Here is a 23,659-nt window from a genome sequence, read left to right on the forward strand (position 1 = left end):
TTGAGAAGCAAACTACGCAACCACCTGCCCTGTCCTTCAGCCCTAGACTGACCCTACCGAACCGACAACGAATGGGGTGCATCGTGGCAGGACTCTGGCTGTTTTTCATGGCACTGGCGGTGGTTTACCTGTTGCCGGGCCCGGACATGATCCTGCTGCTGCAGACCGGCGCACGTCAGGGTAAAGGGGCGGCGCTGGCGACGGCCGTGGGTTTGGGCATCGCACGGGGTTGCCACGTGTTACTGGCGGCTTTGGGGTTGGCGGCACTGTTCAAGGCTGCGCCCTGGACCTTCGATGTGGTGCGCCTGGCGGGGGCCGCGTACCTGTTGTGGATCGGCATTCAGTGCCTGCGAACCACAATGCTGCCGAACCTGAACGGTGTAGAGGCAGCCTGTGGAAAACCACGTTGGCGCGAAGCGATCCAGCGCGGATTACTGACCAACCTGCTTAACCCCAAGGCGTTGTTGTTCTGCTCGGTGCTGTTGCCGCAGTTCATCGATCCGCGCGCAGGGCCGGTGCTCGCACAATTCGCGACCCTGGGTGTGGTGCTGGTCGGTGTCGGTTTGTTGTTCGACAGCGCCTACGCCTTGGCCGGCGCCGCGCTGGGCCGCTGGCTGCAACGCAGTCCCTCGGCCCAGCGCTTCCAGCAATGGTTGTTTGGCAGCCTGTTGATCGGTTTTGCGGTGCGACTGACCTTTGTTCAACAAGCCTGATTACTGGCGCGCCTTACGCTTGTGACGATTGATCAGCAACAGCGCGAGCGCCGTAAACACCACGACACCGCCCACTTCCAGCCACTTTTTGTACGGCCGCAGCGTCGCCCGGATCGGACTCAAAGCCTGGGTGACGTAACGTTTGTCTGCGTTCTGGAAGTCCGGATAAGGGCATCGCTCGCCGAAGAACAGTGCCCAATCCACGTAGGGGCCTTCTTTGACGTAGCGTCGATAGAAGGCACTTTTTTCTTCCTGACCCGTGTTCCATCCCGTCGCCGCGCACAACACCGCCGCAAAGGCCTGACTGGTATGAGGCAGGTTATCGGCAGCACGGCTGGCCAGCGCATTGGCGACATAACGGTAGTGGTAACGCTCATCGGGCTGAGCAGCGCTGGCCTGCTGACGCTTGACCTCCTCTTCAGCCACTAGTGGACCGACCTTGAGTTCGGTGCTTTCAAGGCTGTAATTACCACCGAACGTGGCATAGTCCGGCGCCATTTCGTACCCCAGGATATCCATCCCCCACTCGCGGGCGATCCAGGCAGAGTTGAACAAAGCCTCGGCACGACGGGTAGGCCACCAAGCGGACTCAGCTTCCTGGCGCAACTGACCATAAGCCTTTGCCTTATTTTGCAGATCAGCATCGCCGAAATACGCCGGCGCTTCGTCGTAACGCTCTTCTCGCAGCAATCGCCGCCCCAACAAGTTGCGCAACTTCGCTGCCACCGGCAACGGCACATAGTTATCCCGATTCTGCTGAGTCAGCGACGGCGGGGCCGGCACCTGAGTATCGACGTAATGCTTGAGTTCATCGACGGTCAGCACACGCTCGGCGACGGTCGCGGCGTCGAACCAGTAAATGTCGTTGCTGCGATAAAGTTGATCGAATGCCTGCAAATAATCCCCGCGTTGCAACGCCAGGATTGCGCTTTCACCTTCGACCCGGCACTTGGGCTGAAGCGATTCAAAGTCCCAGTCCGGCGTTCGCCGCTCACCCCAGGATTCATTCTGCGCAAAGGCCTGAGCCGCTTTGGCGTACGCCGCGGCGGCGGCGGTTTTATCGCCCTCGCGCATCGCCAGTTTCGCCCGCAGCCACCACGCCAGGCCACCGTCGCCGGCGTGTTCCAGGAAAGCCGTGGCGCTGGCGTAGTCGCCCTGTTGATAATTCACCGCCGCCAGCCGGTCGGCGTTATCCAGACTGCCGCGGGTGCTGGCTTGCAGCAACTTGATCAATTTTTGTTCGTTCGGCGGTTGATCACCAAATGACCAACCCAACCGGCTGATCAGGGACGCCGTGACCAGTTGCTGTACCGGTTTGCCTTTAAGCAATGCGGCCAGTTGCTCGTCAGGCATCGCCGTCAGATCCGCCACCAACAGTTTCAGCGAGGTGTAACCCACCGCTGAACCGTGGAGGTTTTGCGTGGCATAGAGCTCAATGGCACGGTTCCAGTCACCCGCCGTGCGCGCCACGCGTGCTTCTTCGCCGAGGCTGGCGACGCCCAGTTCCAGCGGGTCGCTGAAACCGTCGATGCTCAGTTGCCGAGTCTGCTCGAAGGCTTTGCGCGATTGCGTCAGCAGGTCCGGTGTTGCGTCCACTTCGGCGTTCATGGCAAACAGCGCGCGGCCCAGCGAATACGCGGCCCAGGTGCTGCGCAACGCGCGTTGATCCGCTGGTAGCGCCAGCACTTTCTGGAAGTAGTCGGCGGCCAATCCATGGTCACCCGCGTTGAACGCCACGGCGCCCGCCAGATAGAGCTTGAACTCGGTGGGCAGACTCGCGCCCTGTACTTCAACCTGATGAGCATCGGTCAAACTGCGCAACTGTTTTACCTGCGCTTGCTGCTCCACGGTCAAACCAGCCTGCTCGGCCTTGTCCCGCTGCTCGGCGTAGTCGGGCCCGTCCATGCTGCTGTAGACGACTTCGGTGACGTTCTTCAGACCCGCAATCGCATGCCCGAGACGATTGATCTCGAACTGGAAGTTGCCTTCCGGCAGCTCCGCCAGCGACTGGCCCCGGTTGTCGAGCAGACGCATGGGGAAATCCGGCCCGCAGGCCAATGCCGAACCCAGCGGCAAGCTGAGGCTCAGGCAGAGCAAATGGCGGGGCCAGTTACGGGTGAACATTTGAACCTCCTTGATCAATGTGTGTGCAACGCGCCCAACCGATGGCGCGCTGCCCGCCAGCGGGTATTCGCCCGTCGCGCAGGCGGGTGAAGGTAAGCAGATCCGGGCTCTGTTGCAACGCATAACCGGCCAGGGCATCGGCGCCATTACAGCCTCGCACCGCGAGCGTCAAACGCTCGGGCCAGACGCTGTCGAGGTTGCCTTGATTGCTGATGCTGACGTCATAGAGGCCATCCTGCGCCGAGAGTTTCAGCGTCAAGCGACTGTCGAGGGTGTCGCCGCGGGCCACGGCGCCCAAGGTCGTCAGGCTCAAGGCCCGACGATCTTGGGCCAGGGGCAAGCGAAACCAGATCAGGCCGGCCAGATGCACCGGCGGATCGTTGCGTAATTCAGTGGCCAGCGTGCGCAGTTGCTGCGGATCGGCCAGCAGTTCCCGACGCTCGCCGCCGCGTTCAACCGGTACTTCGCTCTCCACCAGCGGTGCGCCGCCGGTCTGCGGCAACAGCGCTACGCCATAGGCTGGCAGCGCCAGATAAAAAGGTTTCGAAGTGATGCGGCTCCAGGCCTTTGCCCATTTTTGCGCCTGATCCGGGTCAAACAAGCCTCGGCTCGGATCGCTCACCGCATGCACCTGCAACACGCTGCTATCGACTGTGGATAACAACGCCGGCAGTTCGGGGCTGTCGAGCCAGGCGGGTAATGCCGTAATACTCAGCGGCATGGCGGCCGGAAGAACCGCGCGCAAAGCCGTGAGGAATTTCCGATAGGTCGGTAGCCGGGCGCTGCCGGCATCGTGGTCGATTTCCACACCGGCGAGGATCAGCCCCTGCGCTTGCCAATCATCAAGCACCTGCCGGATCTGCGCGGTCACTTCGTCCTGATCCAGCGACTTGAGCTGGCCATCGAGACGAATCACCGGGATCAGCGGCCGACCATCCTGTTTGAGCAGCGCCGCATCGATTCGCGCCCGACTCCAACCCGCCCGGGGGAAGGCCTGTAAGGCCAGCACTCGCAGAGTGGAAAAGTCCGCACGACTGTCTTTGAGTGCGGCTTCGTGGGCCGTCGTCCATTGCCGTTGCCAGACGTAGATCTGTTGATCAAGCCGCGGCGCGTCCTGTTGTTCGCAACCGGCAAGCAGCGCCACCATCACCAGCAAGCCCGACAGGCGAGCGAGAAAAACCATAAAACTCCTAAGGCTGAATCTCATCTTGTAGGAGCGAGCGGCATCGTAAGATGCTACAGGTCGAGCACCAAAGGCTGCGAGCCCTGCGCCGGAATCGCACAACAAATCAGGACGCTTCCTTCGTCCGGCACTTCCGCTGGCGGCTGTGGATAATTCACCTGGCCGCTGACCAGGCGAGTCTTGCAGGTCCCGCAGGAACCGCCGCGGCAACTGAATTCCGGACGCAAGCCACGGCTTTCCGCCAACTCCAGCAAGCTGCCGCCATCGGGTTGCCAGCGGGCTTCTTTGGCCGAGCGCTGAAACACCACCGGCACCGAGGTGGTTGCGGCGGGCGGTTGCTCGATGACCACCGCGTCGGGGTCCGGCTGGCGACGCAAGGTCGACGGGCCGAAGGTCTCGGCGTGAATCCTGCTGTCACGGATGTCCAGTCCCCGAAGGCTGTCGTACAGCCCCTGGGTAAAACTGCCCGGGCCGCAGAGGACAAAGTCCAGCTGATCGTAGTCCTCCACTTCAAGGATGGACTGAAGCAAAGCCGTGTCGATCCGTCCGGTCAAATCAAAGTCTTCGCCCTCGTGAGCATCGGCTTCCGGCTGACTGAGCAGACGCAGCACCCGCACCGCCTCACCCGCACTCTCGAGCAAGCGATCCAGCTCGGGACGAAACGGTTGATCGGCCATCGTGCGTGAACTCTGGAAAAACCATGTAGGCCGAATGTGCCGGGTGCGCAGTCCTTGATACACCACCTCTCGCACCATCGACAGCAGCGGCGTAATTCCGACCCCGGCTGCCAGCAACACCAGCGGCCGCCGTTCATGGGTTGCCACCGTGAAGTGCCCTTGCGGCGCGCGGGCTTCCAGCAGATCACCGACACGAACCTGCTCATGCAGGTGCGAGGACACCAGCCCTTCACGCTTCACGCTGATGCGGAAAAAGTCGTCGGACGGCGCGCTCGACAGGCTGTAAGTGCGGATATGCACCTCACCGCCAATGTTGAACCGCAGCGGCAAATGCTGCCCCGCCTGAAATATCGGCAACCCCGCGCCATCGGCAGGCTCCAGATAGATCGAGCGGATGTTGTGGCTTTCCGCTTCGATCCGCTTCACCCGCAGCGGCCGCCAACGATCACCCAGCGCCTGGGCTTGCAGACGGGCGTCGGCCTGCTCCCAGGTGCCGGTCAGCAGACTGGTGGGTGACACGCCGTCGAAGCGCCAACGCAAAGCCAACGCTGCGGGCCGACGCACCACCTGCTCCACCTCGAATGTCCACAAACGCTCGGCGCCTTGGAAGGCTTCGACCTGCGGGCCTTCAAGGATGACTTCGGCGCGACCGCTGAGGTGCAGCAGGTCGCCCGAGTTGAAATCGATAAACAGCAAACCCGCCCGGGGATTGATCAGCAGGTTTCCCAAGGTATTGAAGAACAGGTTGCCGGCGAAGTCCGGGATGGTCAGGCGATTGCCTTCCACCCGTACGAAACCGGACTGGCCGCCACGGTGTGAAACGTCCACTGAGCGCTGGCCATCAATATCCACATAACTCGCGACGAAGAAGGTGTCGGCGCCGGCGATCATGGCTTTGGCCGCGTCATCCAGGCCATTCAGATGTTGCGCGATGCGCGTCGCAGGATCTGCCAGCGGCACCGAGCGAAACTGCCGCAATTGAATGTATTGCGGACAGTTACCGAAGGACTGTTCGACCGTTACAGCAAAACCCTTTGCCGTTACGGCGCCGACGCGGCCATTGAGGCGGTTGCGCCGCCGGGTATGCAGTTCTATCCCTAACAGACCGATCGCCGCGCCATCGACCAATTGCGCAGGATCATCCGCCCCCGGCAGGCTGTTGAACTGCAACGCACCCGGCTCGGGCGAGTGAGCGAAGCCCGGTGGCCCTTCAAGAATGCTGGCCCAAGGGTTGCCGTCGGCGTCCACTGCGCCGTACAGCATGAACGGCAGTTGCTCATAGAATGTGCGGTGCTGGTCCGGCATCTCGGTGCGAACCACCCTACGACCCAACGTCTCCATTCGCTCGGCAACACCGACGTGTGCCTGCAACTGTTTCTCGCCAGCGTGCCAAGGTGAACGGTCCATAACGGCTTCTCCTCTGCGCGACAGGCGCAGTGTGGACGGCCCGACAATGTCGGGCCGCAGCATCAGGCAGTTTTTTGCAGGCCGACGGCGGTGCGCGGCATGCCGACAAAACCAGGCAAGGCTTCGATACGCGCCAGCCAGGCTCCTACGTTGGCGTAGTTTTCGAGCGACACATTGCCTTCGGGCGCATGGGCGATGTAGCTGTAGGCCGCGACGTCGGCAATGGTCGGTTCGGTCCCAACCAGATAAGGCGAAGCAGCCAGCTCCTGATCGATCTGTTTGAGCCAGATATGAGAGTAAGCAATCACCTCTTCAGCGTTATAAGACGCACCAAACACAGTGATCAGTCTTGCCCTGGCCGGACCAAAGGCAATCGGGCCGGCTGCCACAGACAACCAGCGTTGAACCTTCGCTGCGCCAACCGGGTCGGCCGGCAACCAGCGACCGTTGCCATATTTTTGCGCCAGGTAAACCAGGATCGCGTTGGAGTCGGCCAGCACTACGCCTTGATCATCAATGGCCGGAACCTGCCCGAACGGGTTGATCGCCAGGTAATCCGGCTGTTTGTGCGCACCTTTGGCCAGATCAACCAAGATAAGCTCGGTCGGCAGTTGCAGCAGGGACAACATCAGTTCCACACGGTGCGCATGGCCGGAACGCGGGAAGTTATAGAGTTTGATCGCTTGCATGGTCGACTCCACTGGGTGGTGGCGCCGTTCAGGAATGATCAGCACCGATGGCCGCTATCTTCTACCCGCAACCAAAACAACAGAATAGTCAGCAAACGCAATCCATTATTTCACCCAGTGAAATAAACCATCAGCCCAGCAAGTCCGGGTGTTCCCGCAAGGCTTTCACTGTGAAGTCCACAAAACTGCGAATCCGCACGGGGGCGTTGCGCCCGCCCTGATAAACGACATGGATGGGCAGCGGCGGCAGTTCGAAGTCAGCCAATACGATTTCCAGCTCTGCGGACGCGACTTTGCTGGCGACCTGATAAGACAGGACGCGGGTGAATCCCAGCCCCAGGCTCGCGGCGGTAATGGCCGCCTGATTCGCCGTCACCACCAGCCGTGGTTCCGGTCGAACATTCAGCTGCTCTCCGGCTTCAAGGAAGGGCCAGCTTCTCTGCTGACCGATAGCGGACGTCGCAATAACCGGTGCGTGGGTCAGATCCTGAGGATGTAATGGCCTGCCATGTACCTTCAGAAATTGCGGAGAAGCACAAATCACCCGTCGCACTTCACCGACACGGATCGCATGCTGATTACTGTCGGGCAACTCACCGATGCGCACCGCCACATCGATCCCCTCCTCGACCATGCTCACCACTCGATCAACCAGCAACCCATTGATGCAGACTTCAGGAAACTGTGTCAGATAACTCACCATCACCGGCGTGACAAACAACTCGCCAAACAGTACCGGCGCCGTAATCGTCAGTTGCCCGCGAGGTTCTGCGTGACTGCCCGCCGCCGAATCCTCCGCTTCCTGCACCTCAGCGAGAATTCTCCGACAGTCTTCAAGATACCGCTGACCGGCTTCGCTCAAATGCACACTGCGGGTGGTGCGAGTCAGCAGCGACGTGCCAATGCGTTTTTCCAGCGCGGCCACTGCACGGGTGACACTGGCCGCCGACAGGCCCAAACGCCGCGCCGCCGCCGAGAAACCTTGTTCCTGGGCGACGGCGGCGAAGACCTGCATTTCCTGGAACCGGTCCACTGGGCATGTCCTCCATTCAAATAAAAATCGCAACCGTCAGGCTGCGATTTTGAGCGCGGCGTCGAAAACGACCTAGTCTGACATGACCGGGGAACAGTGAGGTCTTGGTCATGGCGAAGGACAAGAAGCGGGCACAAAAGCAGCGAATGGCTGACAGCTCGAAAATGAACAACAAAGACTACCTGAAAGCGCTACGCGAACTGCACGTCGAAACCGTCAAGCTGCAGGAGTGGGTGCGGCACAAGGGCATCAAGGTCTGTATTGTTTTTGAAGGGCGCGACGGTGCAGGCAAGGGCGGGACCATCAAAGCGCTGACCGAACGGGTAAGCCCGCGCGTCTTCCGGGTGATTGCGCTAAGTGCACCTACAGAACGCGAGAAAAGTCAGATGTATGTACAGCGCTACCTGCCGCATCTGCCGGCGGCGGGCGAAGTGGTGATCTTTGATCGCAGTTGGTACAACCGTGCGGGCGTGGAGCGGGTGATGGGGTTCTGCACCCAGGAACAAGTGGTGGGCTTCCTGAAGGCAATCCCGCTCGTTGAACGCGCAATCGTCGATTCCGGTGTCATCCTGATCAAGTACTGGCTGGAAGTGAGCCAGGAGGAACAGACACGACGGCTTCAGGCTCGCATCAAGGACGGACGCAAAATCTGGAAGCTCACCGGCATGGATCTCAAGTCCTACAGCCGCTGGTATGACTATTCACGCGCTCGTGACGACATGTTCAAGATGACCGACACCGAACATGCCCCGTGGTTTGTGGCCAACTCGAATGACAAGCGACGGGCTCGCCTGAACATCATCACCGACCTGCTCAGTCGCATTCCCTATGAAGATGTTCCGAGGGAAGCCGTGAAGTTGCCCAAACGCCAGAAGCCGGGCAGCTATCGAGAACCGGATTATCCACTGCGGTTGATTGCGGAAAAATTCTGAGCTGAATGTAAAAGGGGCAAGGTCCTGTCAATGACAGCGACCTCGCCCCTTGGATTTTGAGAATTAAAACTGTCGCGCTGGTGGTGCTTATTCTGCGGTCTCCAGGCTGCTGCGGGAAGATCGCAAAACTGTCGCAACTCCTCACATAGCCGCTTGAGCGCCATGTGCTAGAGAATTAAAACTGTCGCAGCTGGGAATACTCCTAACCGTCCGTCGCCACCAGCGGAAGATTGAGGCCCTAAACGCGGGCACTAGAGCCATCCGCATGACGACCCCTGCGAAGTTTTCATTCTCCGAATCCACCTGTTAGGGCCTTCCGCTAGCAGAGGGTAGACCCCTGGCAATAACACGGCGCGCGCCACGCTATCGTACGCCTCGCTCCGAAAAACCGCTGCAGCTCGACCGCCTCGTCGAACACGAAAGGCGCCTCAATAGCCTGCCGGGTGTAGCAGCATAAACAATGATAACGCCCCCCAGCAACGGTACAGGCAGCAACTCAAAGCCATTATCCTGCAAGCTGCTAACCTGATTCAGAACATTCTTCTTTGGGGGCCTTTCTGATGATGGATTTTCTAGGAAGCGCTGTTGCAGTCGCCGGAATTGGCGCGGTGGGCTTTGCGATTTTCTATCTATTATGCAGAGAGATTATTCGACAAAAGATATTCCCCAATTTAACCAAACAGCAAGCATATAAAATCATCAGGCTTATTATAGTTCTTGCATTTGTTGTTTCAATGGCTGGATTATTTGCATGGCTGTATGACAAATCCCCCTACACGCCAGTAGCAAAGCTTGAGTGGATAGAGGAAAAACAAGAATCCAAATCTGCTCTTTGGAAACTAACAGTTACGGGCGCTCCAATTAGCAACCTAGATGTTAACTCCATTGAATATTTAACCCTTGGCATCAATAACAAGGTCATAATGTGGACTTCTTGGCCACTTAGAAGAGATGACTCCGCTAATTATTATATAAATTTTGTGCAAGTTGACCACGATATAGAATTAATACTTAAGTCTTTAAATCAAGACGACCTCCCTTGGTTAATGCATTATACATTTCTAGCGAAAGCCACTTACGACAATGATATAACTGGAGCAAAATTTGAAAAAGTATGGGAATTCTCTTTCGAAATTGATAGAGAAACTACGTTTTGGTCAAATTCTGCAAAGGCTAAATCTTCTACTACAAGCCAGTATGAATATGAGAAATCACAACACAAAGAAATAGAGAATTGTGGACGGATTTTCTATGGACCAGGCGCGGTTATTACATTCTCGCTCATGCCGGATGAAGTTTATACAAAATACAAAATGCAAAAGCCAAAACCCGTGGATTGGAATGCTGTAGCGAAAAATAAGGATTGTATTAAAACCTAGAAGTGATGTAAGGCCTTCGCCGATAAGAAGCAGATTTGTCCAATGATCTCAGTAAGCCTAGCTCGTACTTGACTAGGCTAGCCCCGTACGGAGCTAAGCATCAGCGTTGCCATTTCAGTACTTTGGGCGTAAAGCGACCTCAGCAGGATACTCAATTTGGTGGAGTCGTAAATCCAAAACTGGCGCAGCCATAACAACGCGGCTTTGACTTATATTCCAGAGCACCGGCGGCTAATCTGCCGCCGGGCCTACGAAACCGCGCATAACCCCCTCCAGCCTTACTATCGACAAAAAACTGGTCGCAGCAGATAGCCTGTTCTTTGTGGCCCTGTCAGGAAATGAAGTTGTTGGCACCGTTCTCGCCGGATACGACGGCCATCGTGGATGGTTGTACTCGGTCGCGGTGCACCCGTCGCACCGCAGAAAAGGCATTCGTTGGGGCTAGGTTGGGCAAAAAGTGAAAACTGTCTCAACACCGATTTTTGAGAGTGTTAGCGCATGGCTTAGCAAAATACAAACTACAGACTCTATTTAAGCCATTGATTTAGCTATTTTTTTCGCATCACATGAAAAATTATGTGTGGCTAGCAGGCACCGCGTTGCCCCCAACAAGTGAATTTCCTACCTATCCGCCGGGCAATCCTGGCGACAGGACCATGCCATATTGATATCATGAGAGTCATTACCCAATAATGGAGTTCAAGATTTAATGGACTATATAACTAAGAAAATCGGCGACAAGTCTAATCTCTTCCAATTTAACGGTGACCATAGAGAGGCTGCAACCCAAGAACAATCTAGGCTAGAATATTTACTGATACTTATACTAAGCTACCTATGGAATAGAAACATAGATAAGATTGATAAAGATATTAGAGATCGTTGTATTCGCGAAATAGACCGCCCTTCAATCGGCTCAATATTAGAAATCTCAAGAAGCTTGGATATAGACAACGAATCTTTTGGAAATAATCGATTTAAGAAATTCCGCGAAACTATAAACTCTTATCCAAAAATAAGAAATGAGAAAATTGGGCATGGCTTTTCATTTGAAGATGACTCTGTAGAGCTTTACAAAAAATTTATTGATCTCTATGACACGCTAACAAAATCTCCTCCGGACTTCTTAAAAGGTGACATTGATATTGTCAAAGTCATGAGTTCCGATGAGAAAAATTATAGAGCTATAATCTATAAAGCTACTGGCGATTATGCACCAGTAACGATTCCAAAGCAGAAAGTTGAGCTTCAAGTAAACTCAACTTATATAAAATCGAAAAACTCATACAGCAAAATCTCACCCTTTATTGTAATAAGCGGAATTGATGAGTTTTATATTTATTCTTATACTGAAGACAAACTTGCAGCGCGAGCATTATTCAACAGATTGCTCACAACAGAAAGAAGGTACTTCGACGTACCCGAAATAACTTCAGCGTCTATTGAAGATTATGATTCAAGGAGACGTTCAGCGAATGGGACCATCGTAAACAACTATGTCAACAATTACAAAAAGTACATTGATACAAGCATAGTAAAAAAACTGCTAAATTTCCTAAAGAATAATAAATCAACCGTTTTTGCAACATTATGGGGGCACGGTGGCGTAGGAAAAACTGCCGCTATCCAACGTGTATGCGAAACATTGTTACAGGGACAGCACAAACACTTTGACTACATAGTATTTGCATCCGCCAAGGATAGGTATTACAACTATTACACTGGAGAAATAGAACAAATTGATAGTTCTGCAGACTCCCTTGACGCGATAATCAGATTTATAAATAAAACCATATTCAATCAAGAAAGCGCAAATGACGAGGAAATAATAAACTTCCAAGGTCACTCTTTGATTGTCTTAGATGATTATGAAACATTTTCTGCCGAAGAAAAAATCAAAATAATAGAATTTATAAAAAAACTTAATATCTCGCATCACAAAGTCGTAATCACAACAAGGTCTGCGAGTCACATCACGGGTGAAGAAATTCAAGTAGAAGAGCTAACATCAAAAGAAACTTTGGAGTTCTTCGATAGCGTAATAGAAAACGAGTTGAACATCGACCCCAGCCAATACAGACGCTTACTTGACTTAGCTGACTTCGAAAAAAAACTCCACGAACTAACCAGTGGCAGACCACTTTTCATATTCCAGGCAGCAATGGTTTACGGAGAGTCCGGCTCTATATCCGAAAGCATAAAAATAAATCTCGGAACACAAGAAACAGCAATGCAGTTTCTATACGGACGAATTTTCAACTATTTGTCAACTGACGCAAAAAAAGTCTTCAGTGCTATTGGTCTATTAGTTACAGAGGCAGATTTAACGAATGTACTCTCAAAGTTAAGATACATATTAAACATGGAAAGCGACACCCAGCGTTTTGAGCTTGCAATAGAAGAACTTACAAAGTTAAAAATTATAAAAATAACTGACTCGAAATTTTTTAAAGTGTACTCATCTGAAATTGCAAACATGATGCATCAATCATTTAAAGACGAAGGTGATGCAGGTGGTATCAAACATAGGCTATTGCTAATTGGCAGCGACAAAAAACTAGATACAGATCTATCGCTGCTCGATGACGCCGACAACTCTAGAGTTTCACGGAGACTTACCGACGTAATTAATAAGTACAGGCACATCATCTCTCGGCAAGCAACGCCAGAAAACATAAAAATAAAGGCAATTATAAACCTTGCAAAATATTTAATAGAAGATGAAGGCGACTTTGAGCAAGGAATAGCTACCTTAGAAGAATTCCATCATCGCTATAGCTCGAACCCCCACTTTGTAAAAATTTATGCAGCATACATGTGGCGCGGGGACGAAGCAGAAAAATATAAGGCTATAGATGCGGTGCGCACGGTAATTAACTCAAGGATATTAGACGATAACTCATCTGAGAAATACATTTTCCTCTCCACACTTATGAGCTACGAGACGTCCTTACTCACTCAACAAAGAGAGGATATCAAAAGCGCTCTGAATCTAGACGAAATATCAAAAGAAAATTACAAAAAAATATTTTCTGAACAAAGAGATTCTTTTTTTAGGATATATAAGCACCCTGGAGAACTAATACTTAAAACTGTGCGAGAGGACACACTTAAAGATTTTGATAACGAAACCAAACTCAGCTGCCTGAGTGGGCTATCCAGTCTTTTAGAAGTTTGTCTACGCCGGCAAATGTATGAAGAAATAGATGAGATACTAAAATACACTTTTAATAATTTAAAGTATAATTATCACGATGGATTAAAACGAAAACTTGAAAGAATAAATCGAGTTAGAAGTTCCGACTTAAAGCACTATGATGACTATATTACGCCGGGCAGTATTGGTGATCGTTTTAATAGCCTCCCCGCCAAACCAAAACTATCTATGAAGCCCAAAAGCTCTCTAGGGATAGCCCTGCTATCAGCGATGAAAGATGCGGAGCCTGCAGAATAAATAACCTTTCCCCGCTGAGCGCTTTTCTCAGCGGGGCCTATATTTATCCCGGTTTGCTTCGGACACGTCTCCAAACCGCCATCAGCTCAGTGGTTACGTCGCTGATCATCTGCGACTTCATTGACCCACCAATGATCTGGCGTGAAAACAGATCGAGCACCACCGCCAAATACAGCCAGCCTTCATATGTTCGGATGTAGGTAATTGTTGGGCTCTCTGACATCGAACTGGCGTTTCAGTAAGTTTGGTGAGACAACCGCTGGTTTTCCACCAGATTTTCCTGGTCGCCGCCGATACCCAGTCTGAGAACGCAAACCTTCAAGGCGCGTCAGCCTATCCACCCGATGACGGCCACAATTCACACCAACCTCGCGCAGATCATCATGGATCCTGCGATAGCCATAAACACCACCGCTTTACAGCCGGGAATGCTTGATCAAGCCGAACATTCGTTGATTCTCCTTGGCTCGTGCAGACTTTGGTTCAGATCGTCACGCGTAATAGCCGCTGGGATGAACTTTCAGCGTCAGGCAAAGCCGTCGAATGGAGTAGTCACCCGCCGGCTGCTTAATGAAGGCGTACTTCAGCCGCACTCCTTGGCAAAGTACGCGGCGGCCTTTTTAAGATGTCTCGCTCCTCCGTCACCCGTTTTAGTTCAGCACGTAGACGGCGAAGCTCAGCACTCTGATAGTCCTCTTGGACACGCTGCTCCTGAGGCTTGGTGTAGCGCTAAATCCAGGCACAGAGGCTGTGCACGGACACACCCAATCGCGCAGCCACCTCCGAAACAGGAAGCTACTTTTCGGTCACTTGGTTGACCGCCTGGATTTTGAATTCTTCGGGGTAACGCTGATTGCTTATGTCACCTCCTAATGGGCCTCATTTAAAGGCTTGGAGGTGTCTACAAACTAGGGGCAATTCACACTACATCGTCCGTGATGTTGGAAATTTCCTCCATCGCATACGCATAAATTTCCTGATTTTCAACAATACTCATATCGGTCCATCTCGTAGATAATTTGCAGGCACTAGATTGCCATCCTTCGTTCATTGTTACTCTTGGAACGTGACACTGTTTATCGGCTACTTGGCCAACGCTAAGTAGCGCTCAGAAAATCGCCCTGTCCTAGCCTACTGCAGTGCGGGCGGCGTCCGTACAGCCTGCCTTCAGGGACTTGGTATCTCTCTGATGACGCAGTGGGATTTCGCCAGAGAGATGGCCTCTGGCGACATTGCTGTGTTCGACATTGAGGATGCCGCGCCTCCAAGCCTTCCCATCTGCGAATTATGGCCGTCGTCGAATTACCAGCCATAGCGCTACAGGAGCGCTTAAGCGAATGATGCCCATCTGAGCAATGCCGCTTGATCCTGGGCTACTTGCGGGCAGGAACCTCTTCAAAACCAGCGGCAATCAGATTCGGGCGAAGTGCTTTCAAGCAAGTATGTGGCACGGCCAGCCAGAACAGGTTCCGCGCTCTGGTCACAGCGACATAGCCGATGCGACCTTCCTCGGTAAGGGTGCCGGCAAGCAAGGCGTCAACGTTCGGCTTTTTGGTTACGTACAGAACCGCACCGATAGACTCGCCCTTCACCTGGTGGATGGTTTCCACTCTAATCCCGGGCCCCCGATCTTTCTCCTCTACCGCACCAGTTAGGGGAAGATCCAACAACCCGGTTTTAGCCAGCTTGTTGCCCAGCCTGTCTGCAGCCTTCAACCCAAATTGCCCTTCGGTGGTCGAGAGAAGCTTTTTGAGATTGGTCAGTAATTGGGGATGCCACTCGGTTTTAGCCAAAAGCGTAGATGAAGGTAGCCCGGCCTCAGCGTCGCGGATGAACCCCCACAGCAGTCGTCTAAGCCCAAGCATCCATGCATCCTGCGGGGCACCCTGAAGGTGAGTGCTGAGACCATGCGGTGGCTTATCCATCAAACCCTCCACCGCTCGGCACACAAGCTTGAAGCAGTCTTGATAGCGGCCTTGCTGGTCTCGGACCAATGCTGCTTTGGTGAAAAGAGCGACCGTACCTTGACCTGGGGGAGCAGCTTTGCCGGATAGCACTGCCGCCCGGTCAGTCCCCCGGCTGAGGATCACCGCATCTTGATACTGCATGCCCAAGTCATCAATTTGCGCTTTGAACGATTCAAAAAGCTTAGGAAGCTCGGAGTCCTTGTACCCGACGAAGTACGCCCCCCCGTTTTCAGGCTCCCGATCAGCCTCATCCTCGCGGCCACAGAGTGAATTAGCGATGCTGATGATTGGAGGCAGTGAACGATAATTGCGCGAGAGCTTGTAGTCATTCACCCCCGCACGGTTGTAATAGGTGCCGAGGAATGAACCGTCAGCTCCTGCGAAGCCGTAAATGCCCTGGTTTACGTCACCGATGAGCGAGACTTGAACTCCAGCCTTGATGAGCAATTCCAAAATAGCCTGATGCAAGGTGCCCAGATCCTGGGACTCATCGACCAAAATCTGCGGGTAGCGGGCGGCAAGCGCTCGCAAGACTGCTGGTTGCCCGATCAACGTACGGTACACCCAATACCGGCCAAGCTCGTGCGTGTAGGCCCCAATGCGGCCCAGACGCTTGATCGTATCTAATGCCTTAGCATTATCGAGCTTCACCAAATCATCGAGGGTACCGGTAAAGAAGTAGAAGTTCCCATGCTCCAGCCCCACTTTGACGTCCTTGATGAGGGTCGGACGTCCTTCCTCAGGCCAGTATTTAAAGTTTGCTAGGAACGGCTCGGTACCGGATACAAAGTACGCAGCTTGGTCTGAGGACATTGTCCGGTAAGCGTGGGGACGCAGCACATGCTGGGTGAAGAAGCCGTCTAGCGTGTCCACTTCCACGCGTTTGCGGTTGGCATCATCTGGAAGGTCTGAAGCGAGCTGGGCGTAGCCTTTGTTGAAGGTATTGACCGCAACATTCGAGAACGACAAAAGTACAACCCGACCCCGACTATTTTCCATTTTTTGCCGGACGGCAATCAGCCGCCTGATCGCTGTGGCCGTCTTGCCGCTACCGGCGCAGGCCGTAACAGCGATAGGTCCAAGAGGCGCATTGATTATTTCCTTCTGCTCATCGGAGAGCTTCATGGCTTGATCGCTCCCTGACAGACATGCTCAATCGCCTTGCGAAGATAGTCAGGTACTTTACACGTTGGCGTGCTGGAAATCTGTTCAGCCAAGGCCTGGGCAAACCGGCCCTTCTGCAGGTTACCGCTACTCGCTTTACGCTCGAACATACCGCAAAAAAGCGCCTTCGCCTTCGCGGTGTTGTCTGGCTGAGCATCGACGATCTTGCGTAACGCTGCCGAAATGATCGGATGAGGGTCAGCCAAGGCCTTGAGCATCGGATCGCGGTTCGCCTCAAGCAATGCGAGGTCGTATTCCAACGTTTTCAAACCGTGGAACACTTTGACGAAAGCGTCTTCCGATTCCTTCATCTTGACTGTGTTGCTCGACAGCCTCACTTCGTCTCCCAGCGACGGGTAGACTTCTTTCCGTTTGAGCTTCTTCTTTTTCTTCGCAGGCTCAGCCAACGGATCGTCAGCGTTAGGATCATCCGCTTCAGGACCGTCGGCGACAGGGGCATCCGTTTCTTCGAGATACGCAGCCTCGGCGAGAATGTCTTCGATGTCACCTGCATCCAGCGCACCTTCCGCAAGCCTGTTGGCTTCTTCCTCCTCGAAAGGATCGGCGTCGGTTACGACGGCAACCGGGATCCGAAGTCCGTTTTCACCGAACAAGGGTAGGAAAGAATCGAAATTGAGTCCTTCGACACTGATCAGGCTGACCCCGAACTCTCGCAGGTCCAGCCCCATGAGCGTGGCCAAAGCATCGACGAGCATGAGCTCGGCGGCGCCTTCCACGAATATTACCCGGCGAGCAAAAAAGAGTTCGGCTCGGGTCACGTCCAGATAGCGCTCCAGCTTTTCGCGTTTGCCCTTACCGAACTTGATGTCGCGCGGGAAGAAGGTCTCTACGCCGGCATCGTTCTCAACCAAACACACCAGGGATTCGAGCTTGGAGTTGCTGGCAAAATTGGGGGAGTGACTGGTGACGAACAGCTGCACCGCCTTTTCACCTTCGCTCGTTGGCACGCCTGCGAGGTAGCGCAACAACACGCGCTGCAGCTGAGGATGCAAATGGGCTTCCGGCTCTTCAACAATCAAGCTGCGATACGCGGCGTCCGGATTCTTGGCCAGCTCGCTTAGCACTACCGCCATGAAAATCAGGTTGTTGAAACCTAGGCCATTCTGCTCAATTTCCATTGCTTGAGCCGTGAGGGAAAGCCGAGCAGATAACCGCTGAAAGTCCGTCGCGCTAAGCCCAACAGCGAGTGTCTGTGCCAATTGATCGCCCATCATCAGGCCGTGTCGGGACGAAATCGCGGTATGGGTGTTCTGGATCGCTTCGGTCTGTTGGAGCTTTTCGTCCAGTTCCTTCAATGCTTGGTTAATCGCGTCACGGCCAGGTTCATCCGTGAGCATGTGAAGCAGGTGTGCCAGCTGGCTGTTGCGGCTGGGTCGAAGTCCCTGAGCGGCATCCCGCAGGGGTTGGAGATAAACGCCCCTGAGGTTTTCCATCATGTCTGAGGTAAGGGCCACGTCCTGATGATCGCCACACCAACGCTTCACCCTGAAGCGTCCTGTCTGATCTGCGTCGGTATAGCGGACATGGATATGGGCTTCCATGGTCTTATCAGCAGCAGGCTTGAGCGCAGCGATAAAGTCCGCTTCATCATCGTGGCTTAGATCACGAAAGACAAAATGGAAGGAAATGTCGCCAGCCGGCTCGCCTTCAAGCGGACGGTGCCGGTCGGCGATATCAAGGCGGGGATACGGTTCGTCATGACCGGCGAGAAGGGTCCGAAGCGCATCCACTACAGCGCTTTTGCCAACATTGTTTGGACCTACCAGCACATTCAACCCAGGCTGAAATTTCAGCTTGGCGTCACGCAGCTTGCGGAAATTCTTAATAGTCAGCTCAGCGAGGTACATGAAAGTCTCCATCCGTGTTGTGCGGATAAAAGCCTATATGAGCTGAAGTGCGCAATAGGGCGTCCTCTCTCTGACTTCCAAGGTCCGATATTGATGAAGGCGATCGTGCCTTCAGGTGCGAAAAATGGATGCTACCCCCTCCTCGCCATGTCCCTCTTCCCACACCCTACACCCAGCAGCACGGCGAGCACACTGAGTACGTCGAGTACATTCAGCACAACTGAGCACCGAAAAACAAAAATAAAAACATTAGATTCAGCAGGTTATAAATACTTTCTGCGCGATATCGCGCAATTCGACTATCAGAACTAGTCTCATATCAGGAATTTGAGTGGCCTGTATCGTTCATTCACGTGCATAGAAATGCGCGATATGAGCGTGTAATGACGGTTTGCCATCGTCAACAGATGCCCGGAAACTGGACCCAACAGAAAACGGATAAGGGCTGCACAATGGCCAACGCAAAACAGTCAGCAAAACGCCGCTTAACGATGGCGGAACGTGCTCAGCAACTGATGCTGGTCCACTTTCCCAACATTCCCGATGCGTTGAAATGGACGCGAAAAACCCACGACGGCTTTAGCACGATTCCTCGAACCCTGCCCATTGCCATGCAGATTATTGACGCCGATTCGAAGGGGCAGCCTGCCGGGCACGTGCTGTTTTGTCTATGGGCGCGTATGCCCGATCATCCGGTCATAACGATCGAGAACCCCAGCACGTTTGCGGCTGAAGCCGGGTTTCTCGGGGAGCGGGCCGTGGACACCTGGCGTCGCCGGATGAAGAAGCTCCGAGAGCTGAACTTCATCATGACCAAGCCAGGCGCATCCGGCGAATTTCACTATGTGATGCTCACCAATCCTAACGCTGCGGTCGAGTGGATGCGCAACCACAGCAAGGTTCAGGATGGCCTGTATAGCCGCTTCATCGAGCGACTTCCGGAGATCGGTGCCTATGGCGACATAGAAGCGCTCCATGCCTATTGGGCCGCGCTCAAAGAAGCAGAGAAGGCGGCTGTGGCGGCTGAAGTTGCTAAGCAGGCATCGAGCCCCTCCGTATTGGACGAGCCGGCTCCAGCTCCACCCACCAAACCCAAGCGGATCAGGAGGACGAATGCTAATGCGTAGGAGAATACGGGGCGCTAAGTGCTAATTCACCCACATCGGCGCCCTCAAAAGTAAAGCCTTGAACCAACTGAGGGTCGAGTCTTGATTGGTCAGGGCTGTGGTGGTGCAACGCTTAGCTGATTGATACAACCTAGAGGAGGCCGAAAATGCAGTTACTGAGAAGAAGAGTTGCGGGCGCCGAGTGCCAATCCACCCACCTCGGCGCCCTCAAAAATAAATCCCTGGACCAGCTGGGGGTCGAGTCTTGACTGCTCAGGGCTGTGGTGGTGCAACGCTTAGCTGAACGATACAACCTAGAGGAGGACAAAATGCAATTACTGAGGAGAAGAGTCGCGGGCGCCGAGTGCCAATCCACCCACCTCGACGCCCTCAAAAATAAAGCCCTGAACCAGCTGAGGGTCGAGTCTTGACTGGTTAGGGCTGTGGTGGTGCAAGGTTAGGGGTGCTAGACCTCGCAAGGAGTCTAGCACCCCTTGATCTTTTTACGGCAGGGAGAAGGCCTTTGAATTCTCACAGATTAACGAACACTGGTTGGATATCAGTATCTGGCTCGTGCTTGAAGAAGTTAGCACCATACTGAGCTAAGCATCAGCGTTTGGTAACTGGGCAGGGATGTTGATGATCGAAGGCCTCAAGCTGGATCGAAAGCGCTTTGAGGAGAGAAAGGAATAAATCAAACAAATTCAATTCTTGGCAAGTAGAAAAAAGATCACAAAGGAGAATGCAAAACACTGATTAAGACAATTCGAGAAATCGAGAACAATATGAACCACAAGTTCTGGGATCATTCGAAGTAACGTGGCCAGCTGAGCAGGCATGCAAGCATTCACTTAGTCAAACTGACATGTGTCATGTCTAGCTGGCCCAATGCAATCAGGCTCTCTTCGCCTGCCGCTGCCGCTGCCGGAATCGCTTGATGAAATCGGCGTCGACTAGCTCATCGACCTTCAGGTCCAACCCGCAGTTAACCAATGAGGCCAAGCCGCTGTCAGAAAGAGCAAAGCTGTTGGGTATGAAGCTGCACTCCCTCACTCTGTTGTCGTCAATACGAGCCAGGAATGCTTTCACGAAGTCCGAGCGCCCAGATTTCCGGCTTTCCGTGGCAGCCGCAGTAGCCGGATCGTTGGCGATAACCTCAGCTCTCTCAGCATCGGTGCCGATGGCCTGAACCACTTCACTCAATGCCGGCCAATACTTAAGGTCGTACTGGTATTGGAGACGATCTATATCATCCTTCACGTAGCTCTCGTATAGACCATTGTGTTCCGAAGCTTCGTGCACGATATCTAGAATGTGGTAGTGGGTATCCGAGCTAAACCCCGAATGGTTATGAAGGTCATCGCGCCGACAGAGCAATGCTGACAGCTGATCAGCGAGCTCGCTGATTCGACTGTTGAGCCCTACCAGTTCTTCACGCGCCTGGCGGGCTGCTCGGTTCTTTTCAGGATTCCAACCGTCAGCAGCGTGGACGAAGACATCCCAAAATATGTAAAGGGCCCTCGGGGCCTGAGCCAACGAGCTGTAAACCTCCTCGTAGACGTCTGCTAGCTCAATACGGCGTGTGAGCATGCCGTCAATGATGCTACGCACGTTCGGCCAGATGCACTTGGTCTGGAGATCCTCCATCATGGTGCGCAGGAGGGTCTCGCAATGTTGTACTGCTTCCGTGGGCGCTTGGGACACTTAGTGATACCTATTTGGATAACGTGTGCCAAGGCTACCTCTCGACGTAGGGGACGGCGGTACCTATGTGAAATTCTTTTTCACCTTAATAGGTACGCATCCACCACCGGATGCCAGCCGACACGCCCTCAGTTGAAGTTTGGTGATCAGGGCGGCGACGCGCTGCGCTCTTCACTCCTTAGCATTCCAGCACAGGTGGCATTTTGTAACAGCCCCTACATTTGCTGGCGATACCAGCTGACTCGATCCTACAAGCTCCGCATCTGTTGAAAGACGGTGGTGAGGCCAGCAACGTCGTTCGTCGCGCTCGAGAAACGTATCAAAAAAACTAAATAAACTTCGTTCCGGTCGATATAGATTTCAGATCCTTCACAACCTAGCTTCACGTGAATGGAGGATCTACCCAAAACGCGTTGGCACACATCTTTGGATCGATGCTAAAAAAATGGCGCGACGTCCCTGCCTTTAAACCTGAGGAGTCACAATGGCGAGCTTTACAGAAGGTCACGAGTATCAGTTCACGCTACCGGATGGGCGCATCATCGTACTTCGCTTCCAGGGATTTGCTGGATTCATGGAGCCAGTTTGGGTTGACCCACAATCAGGGGCTGAGGTCGAGCTTCCACCTTTTCACAGCTATAAGCTCGTGTAGCGCGCTCAGGATCCCAGCTTGTGAAATCTGAGCAGTAGCAGCGCAGCATGCCCATGAATAGAAGGATACGCATTGTTCTGGGCGAGGATGCTGGCACCTGAGATTGGCGATCAGTCGCCAATTTGCATTGACGACATCGTGCCTTAATCGCATCTTGCAACGGATTGTTTCGAGCTTGTCTGTCCTATTCTTTGGTAAAGCCCCCGGATTGCTTACTGCGGGACCATTCACCGTAATCTGTTTCTCGCGTCCACGTAACTATCTCCCATACATAGTGAATGCTTGCATCCAGATCAGACTCAAGTGCCTTTGCAGCCTCGGCGGTGAGCATGGAACAACAGGCGATAGGACTGGCCCAACCATTGGGATGGCTTGGCTGCCAATTCCAATACCAAGAGTTGAATTCCCCCACCTGTACATCCTGGGACATCAGAGGGATTCGGCCCGCTGCGGGTACTAGCTCTATTTGGGGCATTGATGGTGTTGAAAATGGGATGTACGGGAGGCAACCGATATAATCACTCTGCAAATAACCCACATTTGACCCAACAAGCGGCAGAACCGTAGGCGTGAAATCGAGATCGTCCTTCGCCTGCCAGGACGGACAGATAAAAGCACGAAGCCCGTCCCGCATAGGGGAAACTCTCCCAAGCATCCATCTGTGCACGCCTAACCCAAGCTGTGTGTCCGTGATGCCCGCCGAGCTGGTAATTCCAAACACTGTGAGCTCAACGTGACGATGTGCCGTATCAGAAATTGCCGCAGAGAGATGCAAAACTCTTTGCTGACCCTCGGCCTCTATCAATCGTAAGCAATCCCGTACAACTAACTCTGCCAGCTTTGAGTCGTCATCAAAGGTCTGGTGGAGATCTTGCGCCCATCGTGGTGCCCGACCCGGCAACAGTTTCAAGAAAAGAGGATCCGCTGGTAGGGCTTTACACGCATATTCGACAGCGAGCGGTTGTGGCATTCCCCATTGCTCAACGGCACAGACCAGCGTTCGTAAATATGCTGATCTCGCCAGGTGCCCCTGGGTGGCGACGAATTGCCCTCCATTGCTGCGTTCTCTCCCCAGAAAATAACTCAGATGACCATCGGCGAGATTCTTCACACGGCCACTTAGAACATCGAACTCAAATGCCCATTGCCGACTCAGGGGAATCCCGGACATATCTTCCAGATGTTCCAACGCATGCTGAAAAACGGGTGGTATAAAGGTCCCACCGGCTAACAACACTTCAGAACTGCGTACATTCACGTGATGTGGCGCTTCCCCCGAGTGACATCCTGTCCAAGCGGAAACGATTGGCGGAACCCCAGAAGCTAGCGATAGGAGGAAGTCCGATGCAATCGAAGGACGGCCTATAGCCCCACGGACGCGGTTTAACAACTCTGCTCGCGCTTGCACGATCAAGAAAACCGACAATGCTTCCAAGCACTCTGACTCCAGTTGCCTAGTGCTGATCCAGTCCACCAAGGCATCTTCAAACACGCCAGCTGTTTTAGGAGCAGTCAGCGCGTCTGCCAGGGCATGCATTACGACTAATTTCCCCGCGGGGACTGGAAGAGCCAAACGAGCCACGCTGATGTCGGCTACCTGCCGTGGA

The 23,659-nt window shown here is 53.7% G+C and carries 15 protein-coding genes and 1 pseudogene; 6 read left to right on the top strand and 10 right to left on the bottom strand.

All coding sequences use genetic code 11. The annotated features are described in order from the left end of the window. Nucleotides 1-83: 83 nt before the first annotated feature. Entirely contained in the window at nucleotides 84-713 is a 630-nt protein-coding gene (locus tag ACA066_RS29005) for a LysE family translocator (RefSeq protein WP_497697588.1), read from the top strand. On the opposite strand, the gene ACA066_RS29010 is transcribed toward ACA066_RS29005, so the two are convergent. The 5 genes from ACA066_RS29010 to ACA066_RS29030 form a co-directional block, all read right to left on the bottom strand. Beyond that, entirely contained in the window at nucleotides 714-2,837 is a 2,124-nt protein-coding gene (locus ACA066_RS29010) for a hypothetical protein (RefSeq protein ID WP_497697589.1), read from the bottom strand. After that, on the bottom strand, nucleotides 2,824-4,020 hold the full coding sequence (locus tag ACA066_RS29015; protein WP_497697590.1) for a DUF3142 domain-containing protein: 1,197 nt from the start codon (nucleotides 4,018-4,020) through the stop codon (nucleotides 2,824-2,826). Before ACA066_RS29015 ends, ACA066_RS29010 begins: the two co-directional genes overlap by 14 nt. Nucleotides 4,021-4,073: 53 nt before the next feature. Continuing rightward, the gene (locus ACA066_RS29020) at nucleotides 4,074-6,104 is read right to left on the bottom strand and encodes a pyridoxamine 5'-phosphate oxidase family protein (protein ID WP_497697591.1); all 2,031 of its coding nucleotides are present in this window, start codon (nucleotides 6,102-6,104) and stop codon (nucleotides 4,074-4,076) included. Nucleotides 6,105-6,166: 62 nt separating this feature from the next. Further along, entirely contained in the window at nucleotides 6,167-6,793 is a 627-nt protein-coding gene (locus ACA066_RS29025; protein WP_497697592.1) for a glutathione S-transferase family protein, read from the bottom strand. Nucleotides 6,794-6,923: 130 nt separating this feature from the next. Then, complete coding sequence (locus ACA066_RS29030) at nucleotides 6,924-7,826, bottom strand: LysR family transcriptional regulator (protein ID WP_497697593.1); 903 nt, start codon at nucleotides 7,824-7,826, stop codon at nucleotides 6,924-6,926. Between the two features lie 110 nt (nucleotides 7,827-7,936). Here ACA066_RS29030 and ppk2 point away from each other — a divergent pair, with 110 nt between their 5' ends. The 4 genes from ppk2 (at nucleotide 7,937) to ACA066_RS29050 (ending at nucleotide 13,591) form a co-directional block, all read left to right on the top strand. Next, nucleotides 7,937-8,758, top strand: coding sequence for a polyphosphate kinase 2 (gene ppk2 / locus ACA066_RS29035; protein ID WP_497697594.1), 822 nt, complete (start codon nucleotides 7,937-7,939; stop codon nucleotides 8,756-8,758). 560 nt (nucleotides 8,759-9,318) lie between these two features. Further along, nucleotides 9,319-10,137 (top strand): hypothetical protein, encoded by an 819-nt coding sequence (locus tag ACA066_RS29040; protein ID WP_497697595.1) that lies wholly within the window; start codon nucleotides 9,319-9,321, stop codon nucleotides 10,135-10,137. A 322-nt stretch (nucleotides 10,138-10,459) separates the two neighbouring features. Continuing rightward, nucleotides 10,460-10,582 (top strand): GNAT family N-acetyltransferase, encoded by a 123-nt coding sequence (locus tag ACA066_RS29045; protein WP_497697596.1) that lies wholly within the window; start codon nucleotides 10,460-10,462, stop codon nucleotides 10,580-10,582. 264 nt (nucleotides 10,583-10,846) lie between these two features. Continuing rightward, nucleotides 10,847-13,591 (top strand): NB-ARC domain-containing protein, encoded by a 2,745-nt coding sequence (locus ACA066_RS29050; RefSeq protein WP_497697597.1) that lies wholly within the window; start codon nucleotides 10,847-10,849, stop codon nucleotides 13,589-13,591. A gap of 64 nt (nucleotides 13,592-13,655) precedes the next feature. On the opposite strand, the pseudogene ACA066_RS29055 reads toward ACA066_RS29050, so the two are convergent. The 3 genes and pseudogenes from ACA066_RS29055 to ACA066_RS29065 form a co-directional block, all read right to left on the bottom strand. After that, nucleotides 13,656-14,452 (bottom strand): annotated as a pseudogene (locus ACA066_RS29055) (IS3 family transposase); the annotation flags it as partial. Nucleotides 14,453-14,964: 512 nt separating this feature from the next. Further along, nucleotides 14,965-16,683, bottom strand: coding sequence for a UvrD-helicase domain-containing protein (locus tag ACA066_RS29060; RefSeq protein ID WP_497697598.1), 1,719 nt, complete (start codon nucleotides 16,681-16,683; stop codon nucleotides 14,965-14,967). Further along, nucleotides 16,680-18,590 (bottom strand): ATP-dependent nuclease, encoded by a 1,911-nt coding sequence (locus ACA066_RS29065; RefSeq protein WP_497697599.1) that lies wholly within the window; start codon nucleotides 18,588-18,590, stop codon nucleotides 16,680-16,682. Before ACA066_RS29065 ends, ACA066_RS29060 begins: the two co-directional genes overlap by 4 nt. Before the next feature lie 452 nt (nucleotides 18,591-19,042). Between ACA066_RS29065 and ACA066_RS29070 the strand changes: the two genes are divergently transcribed. Beyond that, on the top strand, nucleotides 19,043-19,717 hold the full coding sequence (locus tag ACA066_RS29070; protein ID WP_497697600.1) for a hypothetical protein: 675 nt from the start codon (nucleotides 19,043-19,045) through the stop codon (nucleotides 19,715-19,717). An 873-nt stretch (nucleotides 19,718-20,590) separates the two neighbouring features. On the opposite strand, the gene ACA066_RS29075 is transcribed toward ACA066_RS29070, so the two are convergent. Further along, complete coding sequence (locus ACA066_RS29075; protein ID WP_497697601.1) at nucleotides 20,591-21,400, bottom strand: hypothetical protein; 810 nt, start codon at nucleotides 21,398-21,400, stop codon at nucleotides 20,591-20,593. Nucleotides 21,401-22,236: 836 nt separating this feature from the next. Then, nucleotides 22,237-23,589, bottom strand: a complete 1,353-nt coding sequence (locus ACA066_RS29080) for a hypothetical protein (RefSeq protein ID WP_497697602.1) — start codon at nucleotides 23,587-23,589, stop codon at nucleotides 22,237-22,239. Nucleotides 23,590-23,659 lie beyond the last annotated feature (70 nt).

The sequence above is a fragment of the Pseudomonas sp. LBUM1651 genome (assembly GCF_059716135.1).

Bases quoted from the DNA above. Each gene is read 5' to 3' on its own strand.
- ACA066_RS29040 (WP_497697595.1), top strand. From the start codon at position 9,319: ATGATGGATTTTCTAGGAAGCGCTGTTGCAGTCGCCGGAATTGGCGCG.
- ACA066_RS29010 (WP_497697589.1), bottom strand. From the start codon at position 2,837: ATGTTCACCCGTAACTGGCCCCGCCATTTGCTCTGCCTGAGCCTCAGC.
- ACA066_RS29060 (WP_497697598.1), bottom strand. From the start codon at position 16,683: ATGAAGCTCTCCGATGAGCAGAAGGAAATAATCAATGCGCCTCTTGGA.
- ppk2 (WP_497697594.1), top strand. From the start codon at position 7,937: ATGGCGAAGGACAAGAAGCGGGCACAAAAGCAGCGAATGGCTGACAGC.
- ACA066_RS29065 (WP_497697599.1), bottom strand. From the start codon at position 18,590: ATGTACCTCGCTGAGCTGACTATTAAGAATTTCCGCAAGCTGCGTGAC.
- ACA066_RS29020 (WP_497697591.1), bottom strand. From the start codon at position 6,104: ATGGACCGTTCACCTTGGCACGCTGGCGAGAAACAGTTGCAGGCACAC.
- ACA066_RS29080 (WP_497697602.1), bottom strand. From the start codon at position 23,589: ATGCATGCCCTGGCAGACGCGCTGACTGCTCCTAAAACAGCTGGCGTG.
- ACA066_RS29015 (WP_497697590.1), bottom strand. From the start codon at position 4,020: ATGGTTTTTCTCGCTCGCCTGTCGGGCTTGCTGGTGATGGTGGCGCTG.
- ACA066_RS29070 (WP_497697600.1), top strand. From the start codon at position 19,043: ATGGCCAACGCAAAACAGTCAGCAAAACGCCGCTTAACGATGGCGGAA.
- ACA066_RS29050 (WP_497697597.1), top strand. From the start codon at position 10,847: ATGGACTATATAACTAAGAAAATCGGCGACAAGTCTAATCTCTTCCAA.
- ACA066_RS29025 (WP_497697592.1), bottom strand. From the start codon at position 6,793: ATGCAAGCGATCAAACTCTATAACTTCCCGCGTTCCGGCCATGCGCAC.